21 protein-coding genes are annotated in these 20,849 nt (G+C 40.8%); 13 read left to right on the top strand and 8 right to left on the bottom strand.

Features of this window, described 5'->3' with window-relative positions; genetic code table 11:
• Window positions 1-13: 13 nt before the first annotated feature.
• The 4 genes from G3R48_RS09620 to G3R48_RS09605 all read left to right on the top strand — a co-directional run bounded on the left by G3R48_RS09620 (window position 14) and on the right by G3R48_RS09605 (window position 3,982).
• Window positions 14-340, top strand: a complete 327-nt coding sequence (locus tag G3R48_RS09620; RefSeq protein ID WP_153662781.1) for a 50S ribosome-binding protein YggL — start codon at window positions 14-16, stop codon at window positions 338-340.
• 5 nt (window positions 341-345) lie between these two features.
• Window positions 346-1,260, top strand: a complete 915-nt coding sequence (gene glsB / locus G3R48_RS09615) for a glutaminase B (protein WP_153662779.1) — start codon at window positions 346-348, stop codon at window positions 1,258-1,260.
• A 520-nt stretch (window positions 1,261-1,780) separates the two neighbouring features.
• Window positions 1,781-2,602 carry a YggN family protein gene (locus G3R48_RS09610; protein ID WP_153662777.1) on the top strand — a complete coding sequence of 274 codons (822 nt, stop codon included), beginning with the start codon at window positions 1,781-1,783 and terminating at the stop codon, window positions 2,600-2,602.
• A 438-nt stretch (window positions 2,603-3,040) separates the two neighbouring features.
• Complete coding sequence (locus G3R48_RS09605) at window positions 3,041-3,982, top strand: LysR family transcriptional regulator (protein WP_153662775.1); 942 nt, start codon at window positions 3,041-3,043, stop codon at window positions 3,980-3,982.
• 529 nt (window positions 3,983-4,511) lie between these two features.
• Here the strand turns inward: G3R48_RS09605 and G3R48_RS09600 are convergent.
• The 8 genes from G3R48_RS09600 to G3R48_RS09565 form a co-directional block, all read right to left on the bottom strand.
• Window positions 4,512-4,676, bottom strand: coding sequence for a hypothetical protein (locus G3R48_RS09600; protein WP_212593302.1), 165 nt, complete (start codon window positions 4,674-4,676; stop codon window positions 4,512-4,514).
• Window positions 4,677-4,909: 233 nt separating this feature from the next.
• On the bottom strand, window positions 4,910-6,769 hold the full coding sequence (locus G3R48_RS09595) for a DUF885 domain-containing protein (RefSeq protein ID WP_153662772.1): 1,860 nt from the start codon (window positions 6,767-6,769) through the stop codon (window positions 4,910-4,912).
• Window positions 6,770-7,104: 335 nt separating this feature from the next.
• A complete protein-coding gene (gene hemW, locus G3R48_RS09590) occupies window positions 7,105-8,241 on the bottom strand; it encodes a radical SAM family heme chaperone HemW (protein WP_153662770.1) in 1,137 nt (378 codons plus the stop codon).
• A 68-nt stretch (window positions 8,242-8,309) separates the two neighbouring features.
• A complete protein-coding gene (gene rdgB / locus G3R48_RS09585) occupies window positions 8,310-8,912 on the bottom strand; it encodes an RdgB/HAM1 family non-canonical purine NTP pyrophosphatase (protein WP_153662768.1) in 603 nt (200 codons plus the stop codon).
• A gap of 327 nt (window positions 8,913-9,239) precedes the next feature.
• Window positions 9,240-9,641, bottom strand: coding sequence for a DUF4426 domain-containing protein (locus G3R48_RS09580; protein WP_153663005.1), 402 nt, complete (start codon window positions 9,639-9,641; stop codon window positions 9,240-9,242).
• A 516-nt stretch (window positions 9,642-10,157) separates the two neighbouring features.
• The gene (locus G3R48_RS09575; RefSeq protein ID WP_153662766.1) at window positions 10,158-10,757 is read right to left on the bottom strand and encodes a YggT family protein; all 600 of its coding nucleotides are present in this window, start codon (window positions 10,755-10,757) and stop codon (window positions 10,158-10,160) included.
• A gap of 150 nt (window positions 10,758-10,907) precedes the next feature.
• Window positions 10,908-11,726 (bottom strand): pyrroline-5-carboxylate reductase, encoded by an 819-nt coding sequence (gene proC, locus G3R48_RS09570; protein ID WP_153662764.1) that lies wholly within the window; start codon window positions 11,724-11,726, stop codon window positions 10,908-10,910.
• An 87-nt stretch (window positions 11,727-11,813) separates the two neighbouring features.
• Window positions 11,814-12,503, bottom strand: coding sequence for a YggS family pyridoxal phosphate-dependent enzyme (locus G3R48_RS09565; RefSeq protein WP_153663003.1), 690 nt, complete (start codon window positions 12,501-12,503; stop codon window positions 11,814-11,816).
• Window positions 12,504-12,529: 26 nt separating this feature from the next.
• Between G3R48_RS09565 and G3R48_RS09560 the strand changes: the two genes are divergently transcribed.
• The 9 genes from G3R48_RS09560 (at window position 12,530) to rfaH (ending at window position 20,684) form a co-directional block, all read left to right on the top strand.
• Window positions 12,530-13,567, top strand: coding sequence for a type IV pilus twitching motility protein PilT (locus tag G3R48_RS09560; protein WP_153662762.1), 1,038 nt, complete (start codon window positions 12,530-12,532; stop codon window positions 13,565-13,567).
• Window positions 13,568-13,579: 12 nt separating this feature from the next.
• On the top strand, window positions 13,580-14,695 hold the full coding sequence (locus G3R48_RS09555) for a PilT/PilU family type 4a pilus ATPase (protein WP_153662760.1): 1,116 nt from the start codon (window positions 13,580-13,582) through the stop codon (window positions 14,693-14,695).
• A gap of 404 nt (window positions 14,696-15,099) precedes the next feature.
• Complete coding sequence (locus tag G3R48_RS09550; RefSeq protein WP_228497355.1) at window positions 15,100-15,618, top strand: glutathione peroxidase; 519 nt, start codon at window positions 15,100-15,102, stop codon at window positions 15,616-15,618.
• A 156-nt stretch (window positions 15,619-15,774) separates the two neighbouring features.
• Window positions 15,775-16,788, top strand: coding sequence for a ferrochelatase (gene hemH, locus G3R48_RS09545; RefSeq protein ID WP_212593301.1), 1,014 nt, complete (start codon window positions 15,775-15,777; stop codon window positions 16,786-16,788).
• 122 nt (window positions 16,789-16,910) lie between these two features.
• A complete protein-coding gene (yciH, locus tag G3R48_RS09540) occupies window positions 16,911-17,240 on the top strand; it encodes a stress response translation initiation inhibitor YciH (protein WP_153662756.1) in 330 nt (109 codons plus the stop codon).
• A 380-nt stretch (window positions 17,241-17,620) separates the two neighbouring features.
• On the top strand, window positions 17,621-18,181 hold the full coding sequence (locus G3R48_RS09535; RefSeq protein ID WP_153662754.1) for a YqgE/AlgH family protein: 561 nt from the start codon (window positions 17,621-17,623) through the stop codon (window positions 18,179-18,181).
• A 193-nt stretch (window positions 18,182-18,374) separates the two neighbouring features.
• The gene (gene ruvX / locus G3R48_RS09530) at window positions 18,375-18,800 is read left to right on the top strand and encodes a Holliday junction resolvase RuvX (protein WP_153662752.1); all 426 of its coding nucleotides are present in this window, start codon (window positions 18,375-18,377) and stop codon (window positions 18,798-18,800) included.
• A gap of 513 nt (window positions 18,801-19,313) precedes the next feature.
• The gene (locus G3R48_RS09525; protein WP_153662750.1) at window positions 19,314-19,874 is read left to right on the top strand and encodes a DUF4136 domain-containing protein; all 561 of its coding nucleotides are present in this window, start codon (window positions 19,314-19,316) and stop codon (window positions 19,872-19,874) included.
• A gap of 306 nt (window positions 19,875-20,180) precedes the next feature.
• The gene (gene rfaH, locus G3R48_RS09520; protein WP_153662748.1) at window positions 20,181-20,684 is read left to right on the top strand and encodes a transcription/translation regulatory transformer protein RfaH; all 504 of its coding nucleotides are present in this window, start codon (window positions 20,181-20,183) and stop codon (window positions 20,682-20,684) included.
• The last annotated feature ends 165 nt before the right edge of the window (window positions 20,685-20,849 follow it).

Raw genomic sequence — 20,849 nt, 5'->3', positions numbered from 1 at the left:
ATAGGAGAAAAACATGGCCAAGAATCGTAGCCGTCGTTTGCGTAAAAAGTTACGTGTAGATGAGTTCCAAGAGTTTGGTTTTGACGTGAACTGGACGTTTGAAGATAGCGTGAGTGAAACTCAAATCGATCAAATTGTCGATCAGTTCATTGATGATGTCATTGAAGCACGCAAATTAGGCTTCCATGGTGGCGGACATAAAGGTTGGGAAGGCATTATTGCAACTCAAACCATTGGCAAATGTACCGATGATGATATTAAAGCGGTTAATGATTTTTGGGCAACTCAGCCAGTCACTGACGTAAAAACAAGTGCGTTATATGACTTGTACTGGGATTAATCAGCTTGCCTGAAATCGCATTACTACAAGATGCGGTCGACATTGTTCGACCGCTTTTGGGGCAAGGCAAAGTTGCCAATTATATTCCCGCACTTGCTGAGGTAAACCCAAATAAACTCGCCATTGCTGTCACATCAATTGACGGTACCACCATTGGTGCGGGTGATTACCTTGAACCCTTTTCTATTCAAAGTATTTCTAAAGTTTTTAGCCTGACAATGGCACTGAATCTTTATCAAGAGGATGAGATTTGGTCACGGGTGGGTAAAGAGCCTTCAGGCCATTCTTTTAACTCATTAGTACAGGTTGAGTTAGAGCGTGGCAAGCCGCGTAACCCGTTTATTAACGCTGGTGCGTTAGTGATTGCTGACTTACTGCAAGCTAGGTTAAGTGCGCCTAAGCACAGAATGCTAGATAAAGTGAGAGAAATTAGCGGCAATTCAAGTTTATGTTACGACAAAGTGGTCGCGCATTCTGAATATCAAGCCAGTGCCCGAAACGCAGCCATTGCGTATTTGATGAAGTCATTTGGTAACTTTAATGGCGACGTGAATACCGTGCTTAAAAGTTATTTTCATTATTGTTCAATGCGGATGAATTGTGCTGACTTATCACGATCGATGTTCTATTTAGCTAATCGTGGCAAAACCTTAGCAGGTAAACAGTTAATTACTCCGGTACAAACTCGGCAATTAAATGCATTGTTAGCCACATCGGGTTTGTATGATGGCGCGGGTGAGTTTGCTTATCGCGTCGGCATGCCGGGAAAAAGCGGTGTTGGCGGTGGTATTATTGCGGTGATCCCCGGTGATATGTCTATTTGTGTGTGGTCGCCAGAGCTCGATAACAATGGTAATTCGTTAGCCGGTACAGCAATGTTAGAACATGTTTGCCAGCAATTAGGTCGCTCTATTTTTTAATTGTGCTTGCTATTGCTTATGGGGTAGCCAAACAGCCAAACAGCCAACAGCCTATCTAATCTCTTCAATGAATTAAATTTCAAATATCTAGCTATTCAGTTAATCAAAATTCACTCAAGTGATTAGTCGACAATCTATAAACACTGCCCTAATTCAATCCTAAAAGGCAGCAATTTAACAACACATCAAATTTTATAAGCACTTCAATTATTACAATCTCTGTAAGCGATGTAATCCAATATCGTTTCGGTGTCATTGCCTAAAATTAAGCGCATACGAGCGGCTTATACAACATAACTTGCGACACGCTATTGGCTGCCACAATGGGGAAATGACGTTTGGTTAATTTCACTCATCGTGAGGTTAAAAATTGAATTTTTAGCCTAAATGACAATCTAGCAAACCCAAGTAAAGTGATAAAAACTTTTTAGCTACTGTTTATTATAGGTTTATTCGTTTTGGCACAGTGTGTGCTTTATCTAAGTAACAATTGGATTGAAGCATCAAAAGGAAATAAACAATGACTAAGCAAAACTGGGCAGCACTTGTTGCAACAACAGGGTTAGTATTGACAAGTGTCTTTGCCGCGCCAGCGATGGCTAAGCTCTCACTAAACGATGAACAATGTAATGTGTCGTTAAACTATGACATAACTGTAGAGCCTAAACAGGTAAAAATTAGTGAAGCAGGTAAAGAGCAATATCGTATCGAGCTTGGCAAACTTTATGTCAACAACAAGCAAGTCAACCTAACGGCGAAACAACAAGCGTTGGTTAACGATTATGCCGATGCGATGTCACAGCAAATCCCTGAAGTGATTGAGCTTATTGGTGATGTAGTCGAACTTGCGACTCACTCAGTGAGTTTAGCCTTAACGCCATTGCTCGGTGATGCCACTGGCAGCCAGATAGATAAGTTAATGGCAGGAATTAATCAACGTATTGACAAGGCTGCCTACCAACAAGGCGACAGGTTTTTTCTTGGCGCAACTGAGTCAACAATGGGTAAAGCCTTTAATGACGAATTTGCGAAAGAAATAGAGCAGGTGATGAGTGACTCTATTGGTACCATTATGATGAAGCTTGGCGGCGAGTTGTTATCGTCGCAAGGCGGTAGTTTTGAGCAAAAGATGGAAGCCTTTGGCCAAAAAATGGAAAACGTCGGCCAAGACATTGAGCAACAAGTCGCGGCACAATCACAAGATATTGAAGCCAGAACGGATAAAGCTTGTCATGATTTTGAGTCACTATTGGTTATGGAGCAAAATCTACGGACTGAAATTCCTCAATTAGCGCCATATGTATTAACTACCCAAAATCCACATCATGCGATTTCTGAATAAAGCGCGTTTGGTAGTGCAACTTCCCTAGATATATGTTGTTTAAAATATACCTGACCTTCCCCCGATACTTTATCCACAGTATCGGGGGCTTTTTGTTTTCAAGCATGTGTCATTTTTAGGCTTAACGATTAATGAACGGCTTTTTTGCATTGCAGGTTGCACGCAAAACACCGCGAATATTTCTTTGTTCGATTATAGAAATTGTCAATTATAAATATGGAGCTATTAGACCTTTTTTTGTTATACTCATAAAAATTATAAGAAAAATATCTTAAATATCCGAAATAGTTAGTTATTACGAATAATCATTAAGAAAATGTTTAGACCTTTTATGACGATATGTTGAAACATTTGTCAGCCGAGTTGACCACTCGTTAAATGAAAGGTGTTAGCTACTCGATATCATATTTGTGTCGTAATCAATTTAAGGCTACTTCCATGTTAGAACTGTTAGAACCAATTGCAATTTTTACCCACGTAGCCAGAGCTGGTAGTTTTAGTGCCGCAGCTAGGCGCTTGGGTATATCGAAATCGAAGGTGAGTACGCAAGTTGCCGACTTAGAACATAAGCTTGGAGTGCAGCTGATACAGCGTACAACTCGAAGCTTAAGTTTAACCGAAGCGGGTAATTTACTGTATCTTCAAGGTGAAGAATTACTACGTGATGCCGAGCAGGCTGTCGCAAGTGTTCATAATCTCAATGACGCCACCCGTGGTGTGTTGAAAGTGGGGATATCTCAGTCATTTGGTACTATGCATATCATCCCCGCTTTACCTGAATTTATGGCAAAAAACCCAGAGCTTGAACTTCAAGTAAGCTTACTTGACCATAAAGTTGATGTTGTAAGTGAAGGTTTAGACCTGCTACTCACCATGTCAGAACAGTTACCTTTAGGTATGGTTGCGCGCCCATTAATGAAATGCCAATTTTTATTAGCGGCATCGCCTGAATATGTGGCAAAACATGGGGTGTTAAGCCGCCCTGAACAGCTTGTTGATCATAACTGCCTTGTGTACCAAGGTGAGTGGCATGAGCACAGTACCTGGCAGTTTAAAAAAGGCGATGACTATTGCGAAATTGGCGTTTCAGGCAACTTCAGAGTCGATAACGCACCTGCACTTAAGTCTGCTGCAGTAAGTGGTCTTGGGGTTGTTTACCTAGCAAGTTACTTGCTTGACGATGAAATTGAAAAAGGGACGTTAGTACCATTATTACCAGAATGGCAATTAACCAATAACCTGCCTTTACAAGCTGTTTATCCTCGCCGTAAGCATTTAGCACCTAAAGTCAGTGCATTTATTGACTTTATTAAAGGCCATATTGGTAGCCCACCTTATTGGGATACTAAAATGGAGCATTTGTATAAACGACGTAAGTAACGAGCCGAACTGAGTCACTTAGTTGTCGCATTTATATGAAAAAGATAAAAACCACGCAGAAGCCGTGGTTTTTTTGTTGGATTTTTGCAGCATAAGGCTTTCGCTTTCACATCCTAGTTAAAATGAGTCACGCAAATGTTGAATGTATCAAAGACAACTGTCTGGTTTGAATCATAAAGGCAGGGGAATTAAGTGGCCTTAATGAGTAATGGCTTTGTATAAGGCCGCATTGAAAAATGCTATTAATTATTGATATTTACACTATTTTTAGAAAACAGTTTTTTCATTAATAACTTGATTGTGTATCGCATATTTTCGTTTTTTCCGTTGTGTGTTGTTCTTTATTCAATACAATGCGCATCGATGATTTAAAAGATTTGCTGACTTTCCCAAGAAATGACCCCTTCCTTGAAAGAGACAAATCGGCTTCAAGCTATTTTGAATCATAGCTAACAGGTTTTTAAGTATTTTACCTATGTTAGCCTTAAAACCAGTTTCCTAATTTTGGTGCCTCAGATTTTTTCTGGGGCTATTTTTTGTGTTTTTTTACTGCTTTTGTTGTCCTTCTTGCAAACACTTCAAACACTGCAAACACTTCAAACACTTCAAACACTTCAAACACTTCAAACACTTCAAACACTTCAAACACTTCAAACACTTCAAACACTTCAAACACTTCAAACACTTCAAACACTTCAAATACTTCAAATACTGCAAATTCCTAGGATGATATTTTGTGGCTTTGGGCTTATTGGCAATAAGCGAATGCTTAATGAACCTGAGTACTATTGGGCAATATGACTGGGGGAAGTTGCAAATAAAAAAATCCGATGAGTGAGTTCATCGGATTTTCAATTGGCTTTATCTTTACGCGACATGTTTTAAGATTAACCTTACGATAAAGCCTTTACATTGGCGCACTAAAGGCTAGGTTTGGCTATCGTCTTTAACGCTTTTAATCCATTGTTCAACTTGTTGCTCAAGTATGTTTAATGGCAATGGGCCATTTTTTAGCACTAATGTATGGTAGTCACGGATATCAAACTTATCACCCAATTGCGCTTTTGCATGCTCTCTAAGTGCAAGAATTTTGATCATACCAATTTTATACGCGGTTGCTTGTGATGGCATGACGACATGACGTTCGACCATTTTAACCGCGTCAGATTTAGCGTTAGGTGTGTTGTCAACGTAATAGGCAATGCCTTGTTCACGAGTCCACTTTTTAGTGTGAATACCGGTATCAACAACTAAGCGGCAAGCACGCCATAGTTCCATTGATAAACGGCCAAAGTCTGAATATGGATCTTGATACAATCCCATTTCTTTAGGGAAGTATTCCGCATAAAGTCCCCAACCTTCACTGTAAGCGGTATAACGACCAAACTTACGGAACATGGGAATGCCTTCAAGTTCTTGAGAAATCGCTATTTGCATGTGATGGCCGGGAATACCTTCATGATAAGCAAGTGCTTCCATTTGATATTTTGGCATGGCTTGCATGTCAAAAAGGTTGGCATAGTAAGTGCCTGGGCGTGAACCGTCTGGTGCGGGTTGGTCGTAAAATGCTTTACCTGCAGACTTTTCTCTAAAGGCCTCCACTTGGCGTACGACTAGGCCCGCTTTAGGCTTAATTTTAAAGACTTCATCAATGCGTGATTCCATATTGTCGATAAAGGCTTTAGCGTCGGTTAAGTAAGCGGCTTTTCCTTTGGCAGTTGAAGGGTAATAAAATTGCTTGTCATCACGCATAAAGGCAAAGAATTCTTGTAAAGAGCCTTTGTAACCTACTTGCTGCATAATTTGACGCATTTCAGTGTGAATGCGTGCCACTTCAGCTAAGCCTAATTGATGGATTTGCTGCGAGGTCATGTCAGTTGTGGTGGTACGTTTTAACGCATTGTTATAAAACGCATCACCATCAGGCAGTTTCCATACACCGTCTCGATTATCAGCGCGTTTTTCAAGGTCAGTTAAGTAGGTAATTAATTGGCTATATGCAGGCTTTACGTGTTCAATTAACGCTGTTTTCGCATCATTGAGTAACGCTTGTTTTTTGCTGTCGGCAATGTCTAATTTAGCGACTTTTTGATTAATGTTGGCCCATAAGGTGCTGTCAGCGCCATCGTCAAAAGGTGCACCTGTGATAATGTTTTTGCTGTCTGAAATAACGTAGGGAAAGACAAATTTAGGCGCAATAATGCCTTTGTCTGCACGGATTTCTAATTCAGTTTGTAATTGCTTAAATAAGGTTGTGGTGGCTGTCAAACGGCTAATATAAGCCTTGGCATCCGCTTCACTTGTCACCTGATGTTGATTAATTAAAAACGAGGCTACCATCGAATGTAAACCATACATTTGGTTGACAGGGTAGGTGTGGTAGCGCCATTTGTCGTCAGCAATTTGTTGCTCAAGGCTTTCTGTTAATAGGGTATAACTCAGTGCTGTTTGACTGTCTAACTGACTGACATCAATAGCACTCAGTTTGACTAAGCTGGCTTTTGCTCTGGCGATTGATTTATCGGTTTCGACATCAGAGATATCTCCCCATTTGTCGTAATCTTTTTTGATGCCTAAATAGGTTTGGTAAATTGGGCTTGCCATGACACTTTCCATAAATAATTCTTGGTAAAGAGCGTTGGCTTTTTGCGATTCAGTTTGTGTGACGGCTGCTGTCGTTGCTGACTTTGTTTCAACTTGAGACGTCGCGTTATGGGTACATGCGCTGGTAGTAAACATGGCCGCAAGTGTGAATGCGATGATGGTTGTTTTGGTTTTTATTGGCATCAAGGATATTCCATAAAGGGGAGAAATGATTAATGCCAATATCCTAATAAAAGATCCAGCTTAAGTGGTAATGAAATTGTTAACATAAATGTTAATAATTGTTTCTCGTTAACAGCGTTAGGTAACATGCTTACTCTAAAATGCTTTGAATTGCCTTGAAATCGGATTGAAAAAGAATAACAGCATGGTTAAATTGAGGGCTAAGTCATCGTTATGATTGCTCATCAATTTTAAATTGAACACTTCCCTTATGGCACTACACCATAAGGGAATATGTTGTTAGACGTTAGACGTTAGACGTTAGACGTTAGACGTTAGACGTTAGACGTTAGACGTTAGATAAACTGTGACAGTAACTCGTTAACAAACATATGGCCTTTAGGCGTTAATTGCCAATGGCTATCCGTTTCTGTCACTAATCCTTTGGCTTGAGAGTCTTGCATGCCCTGTGTGAGCACTGAAGCAGGCTGCCCCGTGCGCTGTTCAAATTCGGCTTTAGGAATTGGGCTCATTAACCGCAGGCGGTTCATTAAGTACTCCACGGGTAATTCATCGGGCGCTATTTTTGTTATATCTGCCATATAATTAGTGGCGCTAAGGTAGCCTTTAGGGTGTTTAATTTTTACCGTACGAATAATACCACCGCGACTTGGCTGAGTGATTTTGCCATGTGCGCCGCACCCAATGCCAAGGTAGTCACCAAAGCGCCAATAGTTAAGATTATGACGACATTGATACCCAGGCTTCGCGTAAGCCGAGATCTCATATTGTTCATAACCTAATGCCGCCAGTTTCTTTTGTCCTTGCTCATATATTTGCCATAACGCTTCATCATCAGGAAGTTGCGGTGGCTTTGAGTGGAACAAGGTATTAGGTTCAATAGTTAATTGATACCAAGACAAATGCGGCGGCATTAATGCTGCGCCTTGTTCTATATCAGCCATGGCTTCATCAAAGCTTTGGTTGGGTAACCCGTGCATTAAGTCAAGGTTAAAACTCAAGTAATTAGCTTCTTTGGCTTTTTTAGCCGCGGTGATGGCTTCATCTTGATCGTGAATACGGCCAAGTAAGTTGAGTTTAGTTTTAGAAAAGCTTTGTACGCCAATTGATAAACGGGTAACACCTGCTGCGCGATAAGCACTAAAATCGTCATGCTCAAGCGTGCCGGGGTTGGCTTCCATTGTTATTTCAATTTCGGGTTCAAAACCAATTAGCTGCTCTACATTATCAAGTAAGCGTTTAATTTGTGCCGCATCAAATAACGACGGTGTGCCGCCACCAATAAAGATGGTGTGAATACGCCTGCCTTGCACATATTCTAAGTCTTGCTGCAAATCATCTAACAAAGCATCGACATATTGTTGCTGGGGCAGCTCGGCATGTTGACCGTGAGAATTGAAGTCGCAATAAGGACATTTTTGAACGCACCAAGGTATATGGATATACAAACTCAGTGGTGGTAATTGCAACATGGTAAACCTCTTTAAATCGAACATGCCATTTGGAAAAACTTGACCGTAAGCCGTTAATGCCGAAACGATTAACTGTTAATAATGCCTTGTTGTGTAAATGCCTCAAGCAATAATGCTAAGGCTTTACCTCGATGGCTTTGATTATTCTTAGCTTCGTGACTTAACTGCGCAGCGGTAACCGTTTCACCTTGCGGGATAAAAATAGGGTCGTAGCCATGGCCTTGTTCGCCTTGTGCGGCGTGATTAATGCTGCCTTCCCAGGCTGCTTGGCAAATAATGGGGGTTGGGTCATCGCCATGGCGCATGTAAACCAGTACACATTGAAAACGAGCGCGTCTATTTTGTTGGTTGTGCATCGACTCAAGTAACTTGGTGTAGTTACTCACGGCGCTAGCATTGCTGCCTGAGTATCTTGCTGAGTAAATCCCTGGCTGGCCATTTAAGGCATCAACTTCAATACCTGAGTCATCAGCAATAGCGGGTTTGCCCGTCACCTTAGCGGCATGGCGAGCTTTAATGATGGCGTTTTCAACAAAAGTCGTGCCAGTTTCGGGGACTTCTTGTACATCAAATTGGCTTTGAGGGAGCACTTCAATGCCAAATTTAACTAACATTTGCTCAAACTCAGCGAGTTTACCTTTGTTACCACTAGCCAGAACGATTTGTTGCATAAGTGCGCCTATAAATACGAATAAAAGAAGCAATGAAATAGCCGCCAATCATACGCTGTTGGCGGCAAATTGAGAAGTCGACGTTCCAGTAATGGCTTTATATTTGAATGTTAAGCGGGGCTTGTTGCCACGTGATTGTGTCAATAACAATCACCCTAATTACTGCGCGATAGATTCAGTTGCAGCTTGATTACATTTATTTAGCAGTAACGTTTTCGTTTTTACTCGACAGGGCATCACTTAAGGTTTTAAAAGCCATGAATAAAGATAAAGCCCTTAACTACATTACGCGTTTTGTTAAGTGGTTGTGACACTGAGCACGGCTGATTAATTTACATAAAATTTGCGCTTAAAGTGAATGGTTGTGTTTAAGTCTGTGCCATGTTGAATGGCTATTTTAAAGCGAGTTTCTTGGTTATCACGATAACTTAATTGCGCAATATAATAGATAGATTTACCTTCGCGGATTTCTTGAAACTTAAGCTTTTTTTGCGTATCGAGAAGATTATGTGCCACGCCGCTAATTTTAACGGCAACAGGGGGATTACCTTCTTGGCTGGTATCAAGGACGGTAATATTGACAATGCTGCGATATTGACTGCGAGTGATACCGTACTTTTTGGCCACGGCTGGGGTTAAAAACGTGCTGTCTAACGCCATGTAATGGATATCAAACTTACCCACTTGTTGTTTTTGGCCTGCAAAGGTGGTTGGGCTAAAAAATAGCATCAAGGTAATAAAGGCGGCGGTGATAACGTTGGTTGCAACAGACATTTAATATCCTTTTTATTATTGTTTTAAGACATTTTTAAAATGACATTACATCAGTGACTTCAGCGCACAAGCTTAAATATCGACTTTAACATTGGCATTATTGGCATTTATATCGATTGTTTTTAACGACTATCACATGTACGTATCATTTGGGGCTGCATGATACTTGGTTGGCGTTTATTTTCATCATTTTTTTGCAATTTAGTGGAGTGTTAATTGAACGGTGAAAATCTGTTGATTAAAACTTTGCTTTGATGAAGGCTCTTGCTGTAGTGCTGTAGTGCTGTAGTGCTGTAGTGCTGTAGTGCTGTAGTGCTGTAGTGCTGTAGTGCTGTAGTGCTGTAGTGCTGTAGTGCTGTAGTGCTGTAGTGCTTTAGTGGTTATGCATGTGTGTCGATTGATGCATAATAAAAAACAGCCGCGATATTGGCGGCTGTTTTGTAGTGGGTGTTAACGTTTACGCGTGCAGCGTTAAACCATGCCCCAGAATGGCACGTATTGTGAGAACAAAATATTTAAGAAGTTCATCGCAATAAACATAGCAAGCACCGACAAATCAATCCCGCCAATCGGTGGGATAATTCGTCTGATTGGTGCAATGAGTGGTTCCGTTAACTGACCCATAATCATCACGACAGGGTTATAACCTTGATTAAACCAGCTCAAAATAGCCCGTATCAGTAGCATCCAAAATAGCAGCATGCCAGTTTGTTTTAGCAAGGTAACCACAATCGATAGCACCACATACCCGCCTTTGGCGACCCCACTAAGGCTAGCGTTCATAATTTGGTCAATCATCGCAATCACGGGGATGTTCGCGCTTAGCGAAATTAATAACACATATTTTATGCTAATTACCGCAAGGGCAAAAACCACGGTCGCGGTGTCGATACTGCCGATTGACGGTAAGGTGCGGCGCATTGGTGCAACAATAGGTTGAGTTGCCTTTACAATAAACTGACTAAACGGGTTGTAAAAATCAGCCTTAACCAGTTGTAACCAAAAACGTAAAATCACCACCATGAGGTACAAGTCAAACACGGTGTTGATTAAAAATGTCATCGCATTCATATTCAGCCTTTGAAGTTGATATTTTATTCAATAAAACCAGAATAATAGCATTAATTACAGGGGGGCTGGCTATTAATCGTTTGGTTTGTTGGTACAGATTATTGATCGTGACTGCAAATCGTAATTTGCGCATCACACCAATAGGCGTTATTAAAACGTTTTCGCCATTTCATTTGCTCTGGCAACACAATGGTTCATGGCGTTATCGACTAATTCACGTAAACCACCTTGTTCAAATGTTTCAACGGCTTGTGCGGTTGTGCCACCTTTAGAGGTTACATTGCTGCGTAATGTTGCTAGTGGTGTTTGTGGGTTTTGAATTACCATCTGCGCCGCGCCTAATGCCGCTTGCTGAGCTAACTCACGGGCCTGTGTTTCATCCATGCCCATTTTTTTGCCAGCATCAACCATGGATTCTAAAAATAAAAAGAAATAGGCCGGTGAACTGCCCGCTAGCGCAATCACTTGGTTTAGTTCATCTTCTTGCTGTACCCACAAGGTTTTTCCGCCGCTTTGCATTATCAGCTGGCACAGTTGTTTATGTTGCTCGCTTACGCCTTGTTGGGCATATAACCCCGTCATACCAAAGCCAATTTGGGTAGGGGTGTTCGGCATCGTGCGGATAAGCTGTATTGGCTGTTTAAAGTAGTCGTGATAACGCGACGCTGGAATACCTGCGGCAATAGTTATAATCAGTTTAGAAGATAAATCTAACGTACTTAATTGCTGGCAAACTTGCTGCATTAATTGCGGTTTAACGCTCAACACGATGACGTTGCATTGCTTGGCTATGGCCAGGTTGTCATTAGCAATGTGGATACCAAAGTCTTGTTGCAGCGCGCTTAGTTTGGGTTGGCTTGGGTTTGTGGCGTAAATGCATTGTGGGTCATAACCATGGGTTACCATGCCACTAATTATACTGCGGCTCATATTGCCTGCGCCAATAAAGCACACTGTGGTTTGTGTCATTTGTTGTTCATCCCTTTTCAATTTTTAACGTTCAGTGTTAATTGGACTGACATTAACGAAAAATCATCTTTATCGATACTGTTGTCTTTATGTCCGAGAGCCAAAAATGGCGCTGCCGATACGTACCATGGTGGAGCCATTTTCAATGGCGCTATCAAGGTCATTGCTCATGCCCATAGAGAGAGTATCGATATGACTATAGGTGTGTGCAAGTGCTTGGTAAGCATTGTTTAACTGGCTAAACTCTTGTTGCTGTAGTTTAATATCACTGGTAGCCGTTGGTATTGCCATTAGTCCGCGCAGTAATAAATTGTCCATTGATGAAATGGATTCTGCCAGCGCCATCACTTCACTGAGTGCAACCCCCGATTTACTGGATTCTTGACTGATATTGACTTGAATACAGACATTTAATGGTGCCAAGGTGGATGGACGTTGTTGGTTTAATCTTGCGGCAATTTTGTCGCGACTAATGGTGTGCATCCAGTCAAAATGTTCTGCAACTACTCGGGTTTTATTTGACTGTAATGGGCCAATAAAGTGCCACTCAATATCAGGATATAGCGGTCGCAGCGTCGTAATTTTTTGCTCACCTTCTTGGACGTAGTTTTCACCAAACTTTCGTTGCCCAGCTTGATAAGCCGCTATAATATCCTCCTTTGGTTTTGTCTTGCTGACAGCAAGTAGCTGGATCTCGTTTGGCGTGCGTGCACATTTTAGCGCCGCTTGATTAATTCTGCTCTGGGCGATTGATATTCTGTCTGCTATTGTTGTCATCATGTTGATTATATGGATATCTATTAATGGAAATCACTGAATTACTCGCTTTTAGTGTAAAACACAAAGCGTCAGATCTACACCTTTCTGCAGGTGTTTCTCCGATGATCCGAGTCGATGGCGAAGTGCGTAAAATTAACGTACCCGCATTGGATCATCAAGGGGTTCATAGTCTCGTTTATGACATCATGAACGATAAGCAGCGTAAAGACTATGAAGAACATCTTGAAATCGATTTTTCATTCGAAGTCCCTAACTTAGCGCGTTTTCGTGTGAATGCATTTAACCAGTCACGTGGTGCTGGTGCGGTTTTTCGTACGATTCCGTCTGACATTTTAACCCTAGAACAGTTAGGCGCACCTGATATCTTTAAAAAGATTTCTAACTTTCCACGTGGCTTGGTGTTAGTTACCGGGCCAACGGGCTCTGGTAAGTCAACGACATTGGCAGCAATGGTCGATTATATTAATGATCATCGCCACGACCACATTTTAACGATTGAAGACCCAATAGAATTTGTGCATCAAAACAAACAATGTTTGGTCAACCAACGTGAAGTGCACAAGCACACTCATAGCTTTAACGCTGCACTGCGAAGCGCTTTACGTGAAGACCCCGATGTGATTCTTGTGGGTGAAATGCGTGACCTTGAAACCATTCGCTTAGCCATGACCGCTGCAGAAACCGGGCATTTGGTGTTTGGTACTTTGCATACTACCTCGGCGGCTAAAACCATTGACCGTGTGATTGATGTATTCCCTGCCGGTGAGAAAGACATGGTACGAACCATGTTATCTGAGTCATTACAGGCGGTTATTTCGCAAACGCTGATTAAGAAAATTGGTGGTGGCCGCGTGGCTGCACATGAAATTATGATGGGCACACCGGCTATTCGTAACTTAATCCGTGAAGATAAAGTCGCGCAGATGTATTCAGCGATTCAAACCGGTATGTCACATGGCATGCAAACTCTTGAACAATGCTTACAGAACTTAGTTAACCGCGGCCAAATAACCCGCGAAGATGCCGCGTTGAAGAGTTCAAATAAGCAAACCAACTTTTAAAGGAAAGTTCGTATGGATGTCAGCCCATTTTTAAAAGTGATGGTTGAAAAGAAAGCCTCAGATTTATTTATTACTGCCGGCTTTCCACCCAGTGCCAAAATTGATGGTGAATTACGCCCATTAGGGGAAAGCAATTTGTCATCGGCTCAGTCGCTTGATTTTGTTGAATCATTAATGACTGAAGCGCAAAAGGCAGAATTTAAAGCAACCAGTGAGTGTAACTTTGCATTTGCTGCTAAAGAGCTTGGGCGTTTCCGGGTGAGTGCTTTTTGGCAACGTGAATCGGCCGGTTGTGTTATGCGCCGTATTGAAACCCGAATTCCTGAAGTTGAAGAATTAAAATTGCCACCTATTTTAAAAGATTTAGTCATGAGTAAACGTGGCTTAATTATTATGGTTGGCGGAACCGGAACAGGTAAATCTACCTCATTGGCCGCGCTAGTGGGTTACCGTAACTCGCATGCTCGCGGGCATATTTTGACCATTGAAGACCCGGTTGAATTTGTGCACGATCATCGCAAAAGTATTATTACTCAACGAGAGGTGGGGATTGATACTGAGTCATTTGATGCGGCGCTTAAAAGCTCGTTGCGTCAAGCGCCAGACGTCATTCTTATTGGTGAAATTCGTACCCAAGAAACCATGGAATTTGCGTTATCGTTTGCCGAAACAGGCCATTTATGTATGGCAACGTTGCATGCAAACAACGCTAACCAAGCGTTAGACCGTATTATGCATTTAGTACCAGAAAACAAACATAATCAGTTGTTGTTTGATTTGTCATTAAACTTGCGCGGAATTGTGGCGCAGCAATTGGTTGCAAAGTCTGATGGTACAGGGCGACGAGCGGCTATTGAAGTGCTAATTAATACGCCAAGGGTGGCAGACCTGATTGCAAAAAATAACCTGCATTTATTAAAAGAAACGATGTCCAAGTCAAATGAGCAAGGCATGCAAACCTTTGACCAAGCATTGTTAGCATTATATGCCGAGGGCGAAATTAGCTATGCTGATGCATTGCACCATGCTGACTCGCCAAATGACTTACGACTAATGATTAAACTGCAAAATAATGAAACCTCATCAAGCAGTGGCTTTATGGAAGGCGTTACCTTAGATATGGATTAAGGGGCGTTGACTTGCAAGGCGATGTTTAATGGGATTTAGCAAAGGCCACAACAAATATGTTGTGGCCTTTTTATGATCCGCGTTAACGTTTTACCCGTAACACTGTATCAGTTGAGCGTATACTTATAAGCACTGACAGCAAACTGGCAGCGTTAAATGGGCGGCTAATTTTAAGGTTTGAATAAACATAGACTGTTAAAATCAGCAACCATTGACATTAATCGTATTGCGTTAAACACAAACGGTTATTGAAGCGGTAATACCGAACAATTCACTTTTATATTGTTGAAAATCCGCATTTAGATAAACAAGTTAAAGGACATAACATGAGCATATTGGCAGCGAACACAAAAGATACACAACAAGCGACTACCGCAACGCGGGTTAAAAGATTAGCGTTGGTTATGGTGGCAACAACCCCACTCATGGCATCATCATCTTATGCGGCTGCTTGTCCTGATTATTTAAATGTAGAAGCACGGAAATTGCATTCAGAAGAAAACGTCAATCTGTGTGAAATTACCCAAGGTAAGCCAGTATTAATTGTTAATACCGCCTCAAATTGTGGCTTTACACCGCAATTTGAAGCGTTAGAAGAAGTGCATCAGCAGTATAAAGACAAAGGTTTAGTGGTCATTGGCTTCCCATCGGATGACTTTTTTCAAGAAGAAGACGATGAAGCAAAAACCGCAGATGTGTGTTTTGTCAATTACGGGGTGACATTTACCATGGTATCGACGTCACCGGTTCGTGGGAGCGATGCTAATTCCGTGTTTCAACATTTAAGTGAAAAAAGCGCTTCACCTAAGTGGAATTTTTACAAATACTTAGTGTCGGCTGATGGCCAACAGGTTCAGCAATTTAATTCAAGGGTGAAACCCAATAGCGCGGAAATGAAGCAAGCCATTAATGAGGTTTTATAATTTAAAATTAACTGTGATTTAAAGCTAGATTTACAATCATGACTGCACAATATTGAGATGTATTTGATAACATCTTATTATCGTGTGGTCATTTTTATTAAAGCATTACGCAAAGCAAGTATAAGCGGGTGTTTGAGACATCATTCGGAGTAGAATGTGTATAAATTTTCAGGGTTAGATAAAAAAACGGGGCATCAACCTCGTGGTAAAAAAGGTGTGCTGTTAATGAACTTAGGCACCCCCGACGAAGCAACAACCCCCTCAGTAAGACGCTATTTAGCAGAGTTTTTGTCAGACCCTCGAGTGGTCGAAATTCCCCGTTTAGTGTGGTTAGTTATATTACACGGCATTATCTTGCGTGTGCGTCCGGCTAAATCTGCTGCACTGTATAAAGAAATTTGGACTGATGGCGGTTCGCCACTGATGGACATCAGTAAAAAACAACAAGCTAAATTGCAGCAGCAATTAAGTGATGACGGTATAAACAGCAACGTTTACCTAGCCATGCGTTATGGTAATCCGTCTACTGCGAGTACTTTACAAGCCATGCATAAAGACGGTGTTGATGACATAACCGTGTTGCCACTTTATCCGCAATACGCCGCGCCAACCACAGGCACCGTGTTTGACGCTATTGCCCGTGAATTAATGAAATGGCGTTTTGTGCCTTCGCTGCATTTTATCAATACCTATCATGATAACGATGACTACATTACTGCATTAGCTGAGTCGATAGAAAAAGACTTTGCAGTCAATGGCAAGCCTAAAAAGTTAGTGATGTCTTTTCATGGTATGCCTGAGCGTAATTTGCAATTGGGCGATCCTTACTATTGCTTTTGTGCGAAAACCACGCGTTTAGTGACTGAAAAACTTGGCCTGAGCAACGATGATTATGTGATGACATTCCAGTCTCGTTTTGGTAAAGCAAAATGGTTAGGCCCATATACTGATGCAACAATTGAGTCTCTTGCTAAAGATGGCATTGACGACATTGCCGTTATTTGCCCAGCATTTAGTGCCGATTGCCTTGAAACACTCGAAGAGATCCAAGGGGAAAACCGCGAAGTGTTTGAAGAGGCGGGTGGCAAAAGCTTCCGTTATATTGCCGCGTTAAATGATGATGATGCCCATATAAAAATGATGGCAGGTTTGGTTAAGCCTTATCTTTAGTTAGCGCGTTAAAAAAGCTAGATGTACTCGTCTAGATATACAAGTAAAGGTGTGTGATGCTATCTCGCACCTTTATTCGCTTTTTGGTAAACTCACTTAATTATCCCTTATAAGTCATTATCATGAGAATCGATCCTAATATTTCACTTGTTTATAGTACCGACAAAGGCCGTATTGACACCCCAGTTAAGCAAGAAGAGGTGCCCGTTGGTGATGGAATTGTTCGTATTCATAAAGACAGTAAAGGACGAAAGGGCAAAGGCGTGAGCGTGATTAAAGGGCTCGGGCTTGAAGCGAAAGAATTAAAAACACTAGCACAAAAACTAAAAAAGCAATGTGGTTGCGGCGGCACGGTAAAAGATTTTACCATTGAAGTGCAAACGGATAACCGAGAGCAAATTAAAACCCTACTTGAAAAAATGAACTACACCGTAAAACTAGCAGGCGGTTAGTATTGCTAATGACTGAAGTCTTGAAATACTAGCATGATGTTAAGCTGCTAATAATTGTATTTACTTATTAGCGGCCTAAGTTAGTAGGGTATTGTATTTTATAGTTCAATTTACAACTGCGGATGTTTATTAATTATATAAAATGATATTTGGTGATTTTAATCTGATTATTTGTTGTTAGTTAATATTGTGATTAAGTTGATAAATGATTTTTGTTTAAATTGTTAATGCTAATTTGGTAGTGATTTGAATTTGTAAAGTTTGGTTTGTTTTTTTATTTGGCTTTATTTGGCTTAGTTTAGTGGTTTTGTATTAAATAATGTTTAAGTTAATTTTTTAATATATGGTTACTTGCAATGATAACAATAGAAGGTAATTAAATGGAAAGTTTACAAGGCTCGATGTTAATTGCCATGCCATCGTTAGATGACACTTTTTTTGAACGCAGCGTTATTTATATTTGTAAGCATAACGAAAAAGGTGCCATGGGATTAGTGATTAATCGCCCCGTTGGTATTGATGTACAAAACCTGCTCGAGCAAATGGAGTTAAACCCTGCTCCAGAAGTTGCCTTTAATTTATCAAGCCAAGTAGTGATGGGCGGGCCAGTTTCAACGGAACGGGGTTATGTGCTGCACTCTCCGCAAACAGGCTGGAGCAACAGCTTTCAAGTGAGTGATTTTTGTATGTTAACCTCTTCTCGGGATGTTTTGGCATCGCTGGGTAGTGACAATTCACCGCAAGATTACATTGTCGCGTTAGGTTATGCCGGTTGGAGAAAAGATCAGCTAGAACAAGAGTTAACTGATAATACTTGGTTAACTATCAAGGCGACGCCTGAATTACTGTATCATATTGACCACGACGACTTATGGCAGCAAGCAACAAAAGCATTAGGGTTTGATATTTGGCAGTTAACCACGCAAGCGGGTCATGCATAAGCCATTAAGCCATTAAGCCATTAAGTGTTAAGTTTTTTGTCGTTCTTTTGTCAATGTTCAAACCGTAATATCGAAACTGACGACGTTATCAGTGCACGTTGTTCTTCAATCGTCGTTGTGCTTTTATCGCGATGACTTATCATCGCAGCGCAAGCAATGTCTACCCATTATATTCAGTAAAGAGAGCACAATCATGTTACCACAAACAGTTTTAGGTTTTGATTTTGGTACTAAAAGCATAGGAATTGCAATTGGCCAAGCTATTACAGCAACGGCAAGACCCCTGTTATCAATAAAAGCGGTTGATGGTATTCCAAGATGGGAAGAAATAGGCGAGTTAATTAAGGAATGGCAACCCGATATCGTTGTGGTGGGGTTACCGCTGAATATGGATGGCAGCGAACAAGAAATGACCCAACGTGCGCGTAAATTTGCAAATAGAATTAGTGGCCGCTTTGGGGTAAAAGTTGAAACTCAAGATGAGCGACTAACCACCACAGATGCTAAAGCGCGCTTATTTGAACTTGGCGGCTTTAAAGCATTAACTAAAGGTCAGGTAGATGCTGTGTCGGCAGTATTGATTGTTGAAAGTTATTATGAAAACCAATTTGCAGAATAACTAACATAACTATCATAGCAATTATCACAATAACCACTGTAACCACTGTAACCACAATAACCACAATAACCAATTGTACAGTAACTAACATTACAATAAGCAGTCGATTGGTCATCCATAGACCATCACAGGAGCCTTGTCGTTACAAGGCTATTTGCAAGGCTTCTCTGTTATAAGCAGTAAATTAAGCGGTATTTAATCGTATTATTTACACGAATTTCCTTTCTATGCGGTATGAAAATATTGCGCGTCGTATGTCTTCTGGAGCATTCTTACATCATTGTAAAAACCACTGCTAAAATCGCTGCAAAAATCACTGTAAAAATGTTTAATACTCACTTACGTGTTAATGGTTTTTGTCAGCGTAGATTCAGCTAACCTCAGTTATACTAAAATCATACTATGCAAGTTAGCAGTCAAAACAGTGGGCCACAGTCATGTCGCTATCAATGCTTGACTTGAAAAGATGAATAGATAAAGCTACTTGTTATCAAAAGGTTGTTGGAGAGACGAATGAACAAAATTATTGCCCTTATCGCCCTAGCTAGTTTATCAGCTTGTAGCAGCATGAAAACCAGTTCAGATTTTGATCCAGCGGTTTCGTTTTCACAATATAAAACATATGCGTGGATAGAAAAGAAAAACCAAGACAGTCAGTACCAATTAGACGGTTTAATGGATCAAAGAGTTAAAACTGCAGTTGATAACGAAATGTCCAACAAAGGATTGACTAAAACCGATGCTCAACGTGCAGACTTATTGGTTAACTATCTTACAAAAGTAGACAAGAAGATTAACGTAGATACTTTTAATACTCATTATGGTTATAACCCCAATTATTATCGCGGTTGGGGATGGGGTGGCAGTGTTAATACACAAACCACGGTAAGAGAGTACGAGGTTGGTACTATGATCATTGATTTGGTTGACAATAAAACCGACAAACTGGTTTGGCGAGGCACCGTTGCTGACACTGTTAGTGACAAAAACACCCCAGAAGAACGCGTTGAAGTGATTAATGAAGCCATTAAAAAAGTTATGCTGAATTTTCCACCGCAAGCTGACGCAAATTAAATCTTTTTAGTTATATTTATCAAAATAAAATAAACCTCCTTAATGGGAGGTTTTTTTATGTTAGCTTTCCCCGTTTTTAGCTATCACGCCTTATATCGCCTTGTTTCTATATACCTTATTTCACTTTTTCTTATTTCTCTGCATCATGTTTTAGATACGACGCTTCGTGATGAAAAATGTGAAAAATGTTAAAAAAGCAGCAATCAGGCATTAAGTGCCGACACGAAAGTTTACCCTTTATATTTGGTTTGATAGAATGCCACGCAGTGATAAGGAGTATCGCACCATTCAAAAAAGTAGGTCATTATGAAGGCATGGTATTTAGTGTACTGCAAACCTCGTGAAGAGGTACGTGCACAGCAAAATTTAGCGCTACAAGGCGTGAATAGTTACTTGCCCATGATGAAACAACTTAAAAAAGTAGCAAACCAAACAAAGGAAAAGTTGGTTGAAACGCCTTTATTCCCAAGTTATCTTTTTATCCAGTTTGATCCAACTGAATTTAGTGTGTCTAAAGTGCACTCCACACGCGGTGTAAACCGCATAGTAGGGTGTAATGAGTTTATGACCCCGATTGCTGACACGTTGGTTGAACAAATAAAGCTGCGCTGCGATAACGAACAAGCGCCACAACGTTCACCAAAGGATTTAGTAAAAGGCGACAAAGTTAAATTTGTTGATGGTCCATTTGCTGAGCTCAATGCTATTTTTGAAGAGATGAACGCTGAAAAAAGGTGTTTTGTGCTATTTACGATTATGGGCCAACAAAAAAGAATCGCTGTTGATAAGCAAAGTATTGAAAAAATTTAATTTTTTATTGTGACTAACGTGATAGGTGATAAAGCTGGCTTTGCGTTATCTTTTTGCTGACCAACGTGCCTGTGTTTGTATTTGTATTTATTTTGTTACCAAGTTGTTGTTGTCGGTGCGTTATCTTGTGGTATTTGATGGTAGGTTGTCATAATTCTAATGCCT

Source organism: Shewanella intestini (genome assembly GCF_018221465.1).
In the GTDB taxonomy this organism is placed as follows: Bacteria; Pseudomonadota; Gammaproteobacteria; order Enterobacterales; family Shewanellaceae; genus Shewanella; species Shewanella intestini.
The sequence above is the reverse complement of the archived record's forward strand: the minus strand, read 5'-3'. Positions and strand labels throughout refer to the sequence as shown.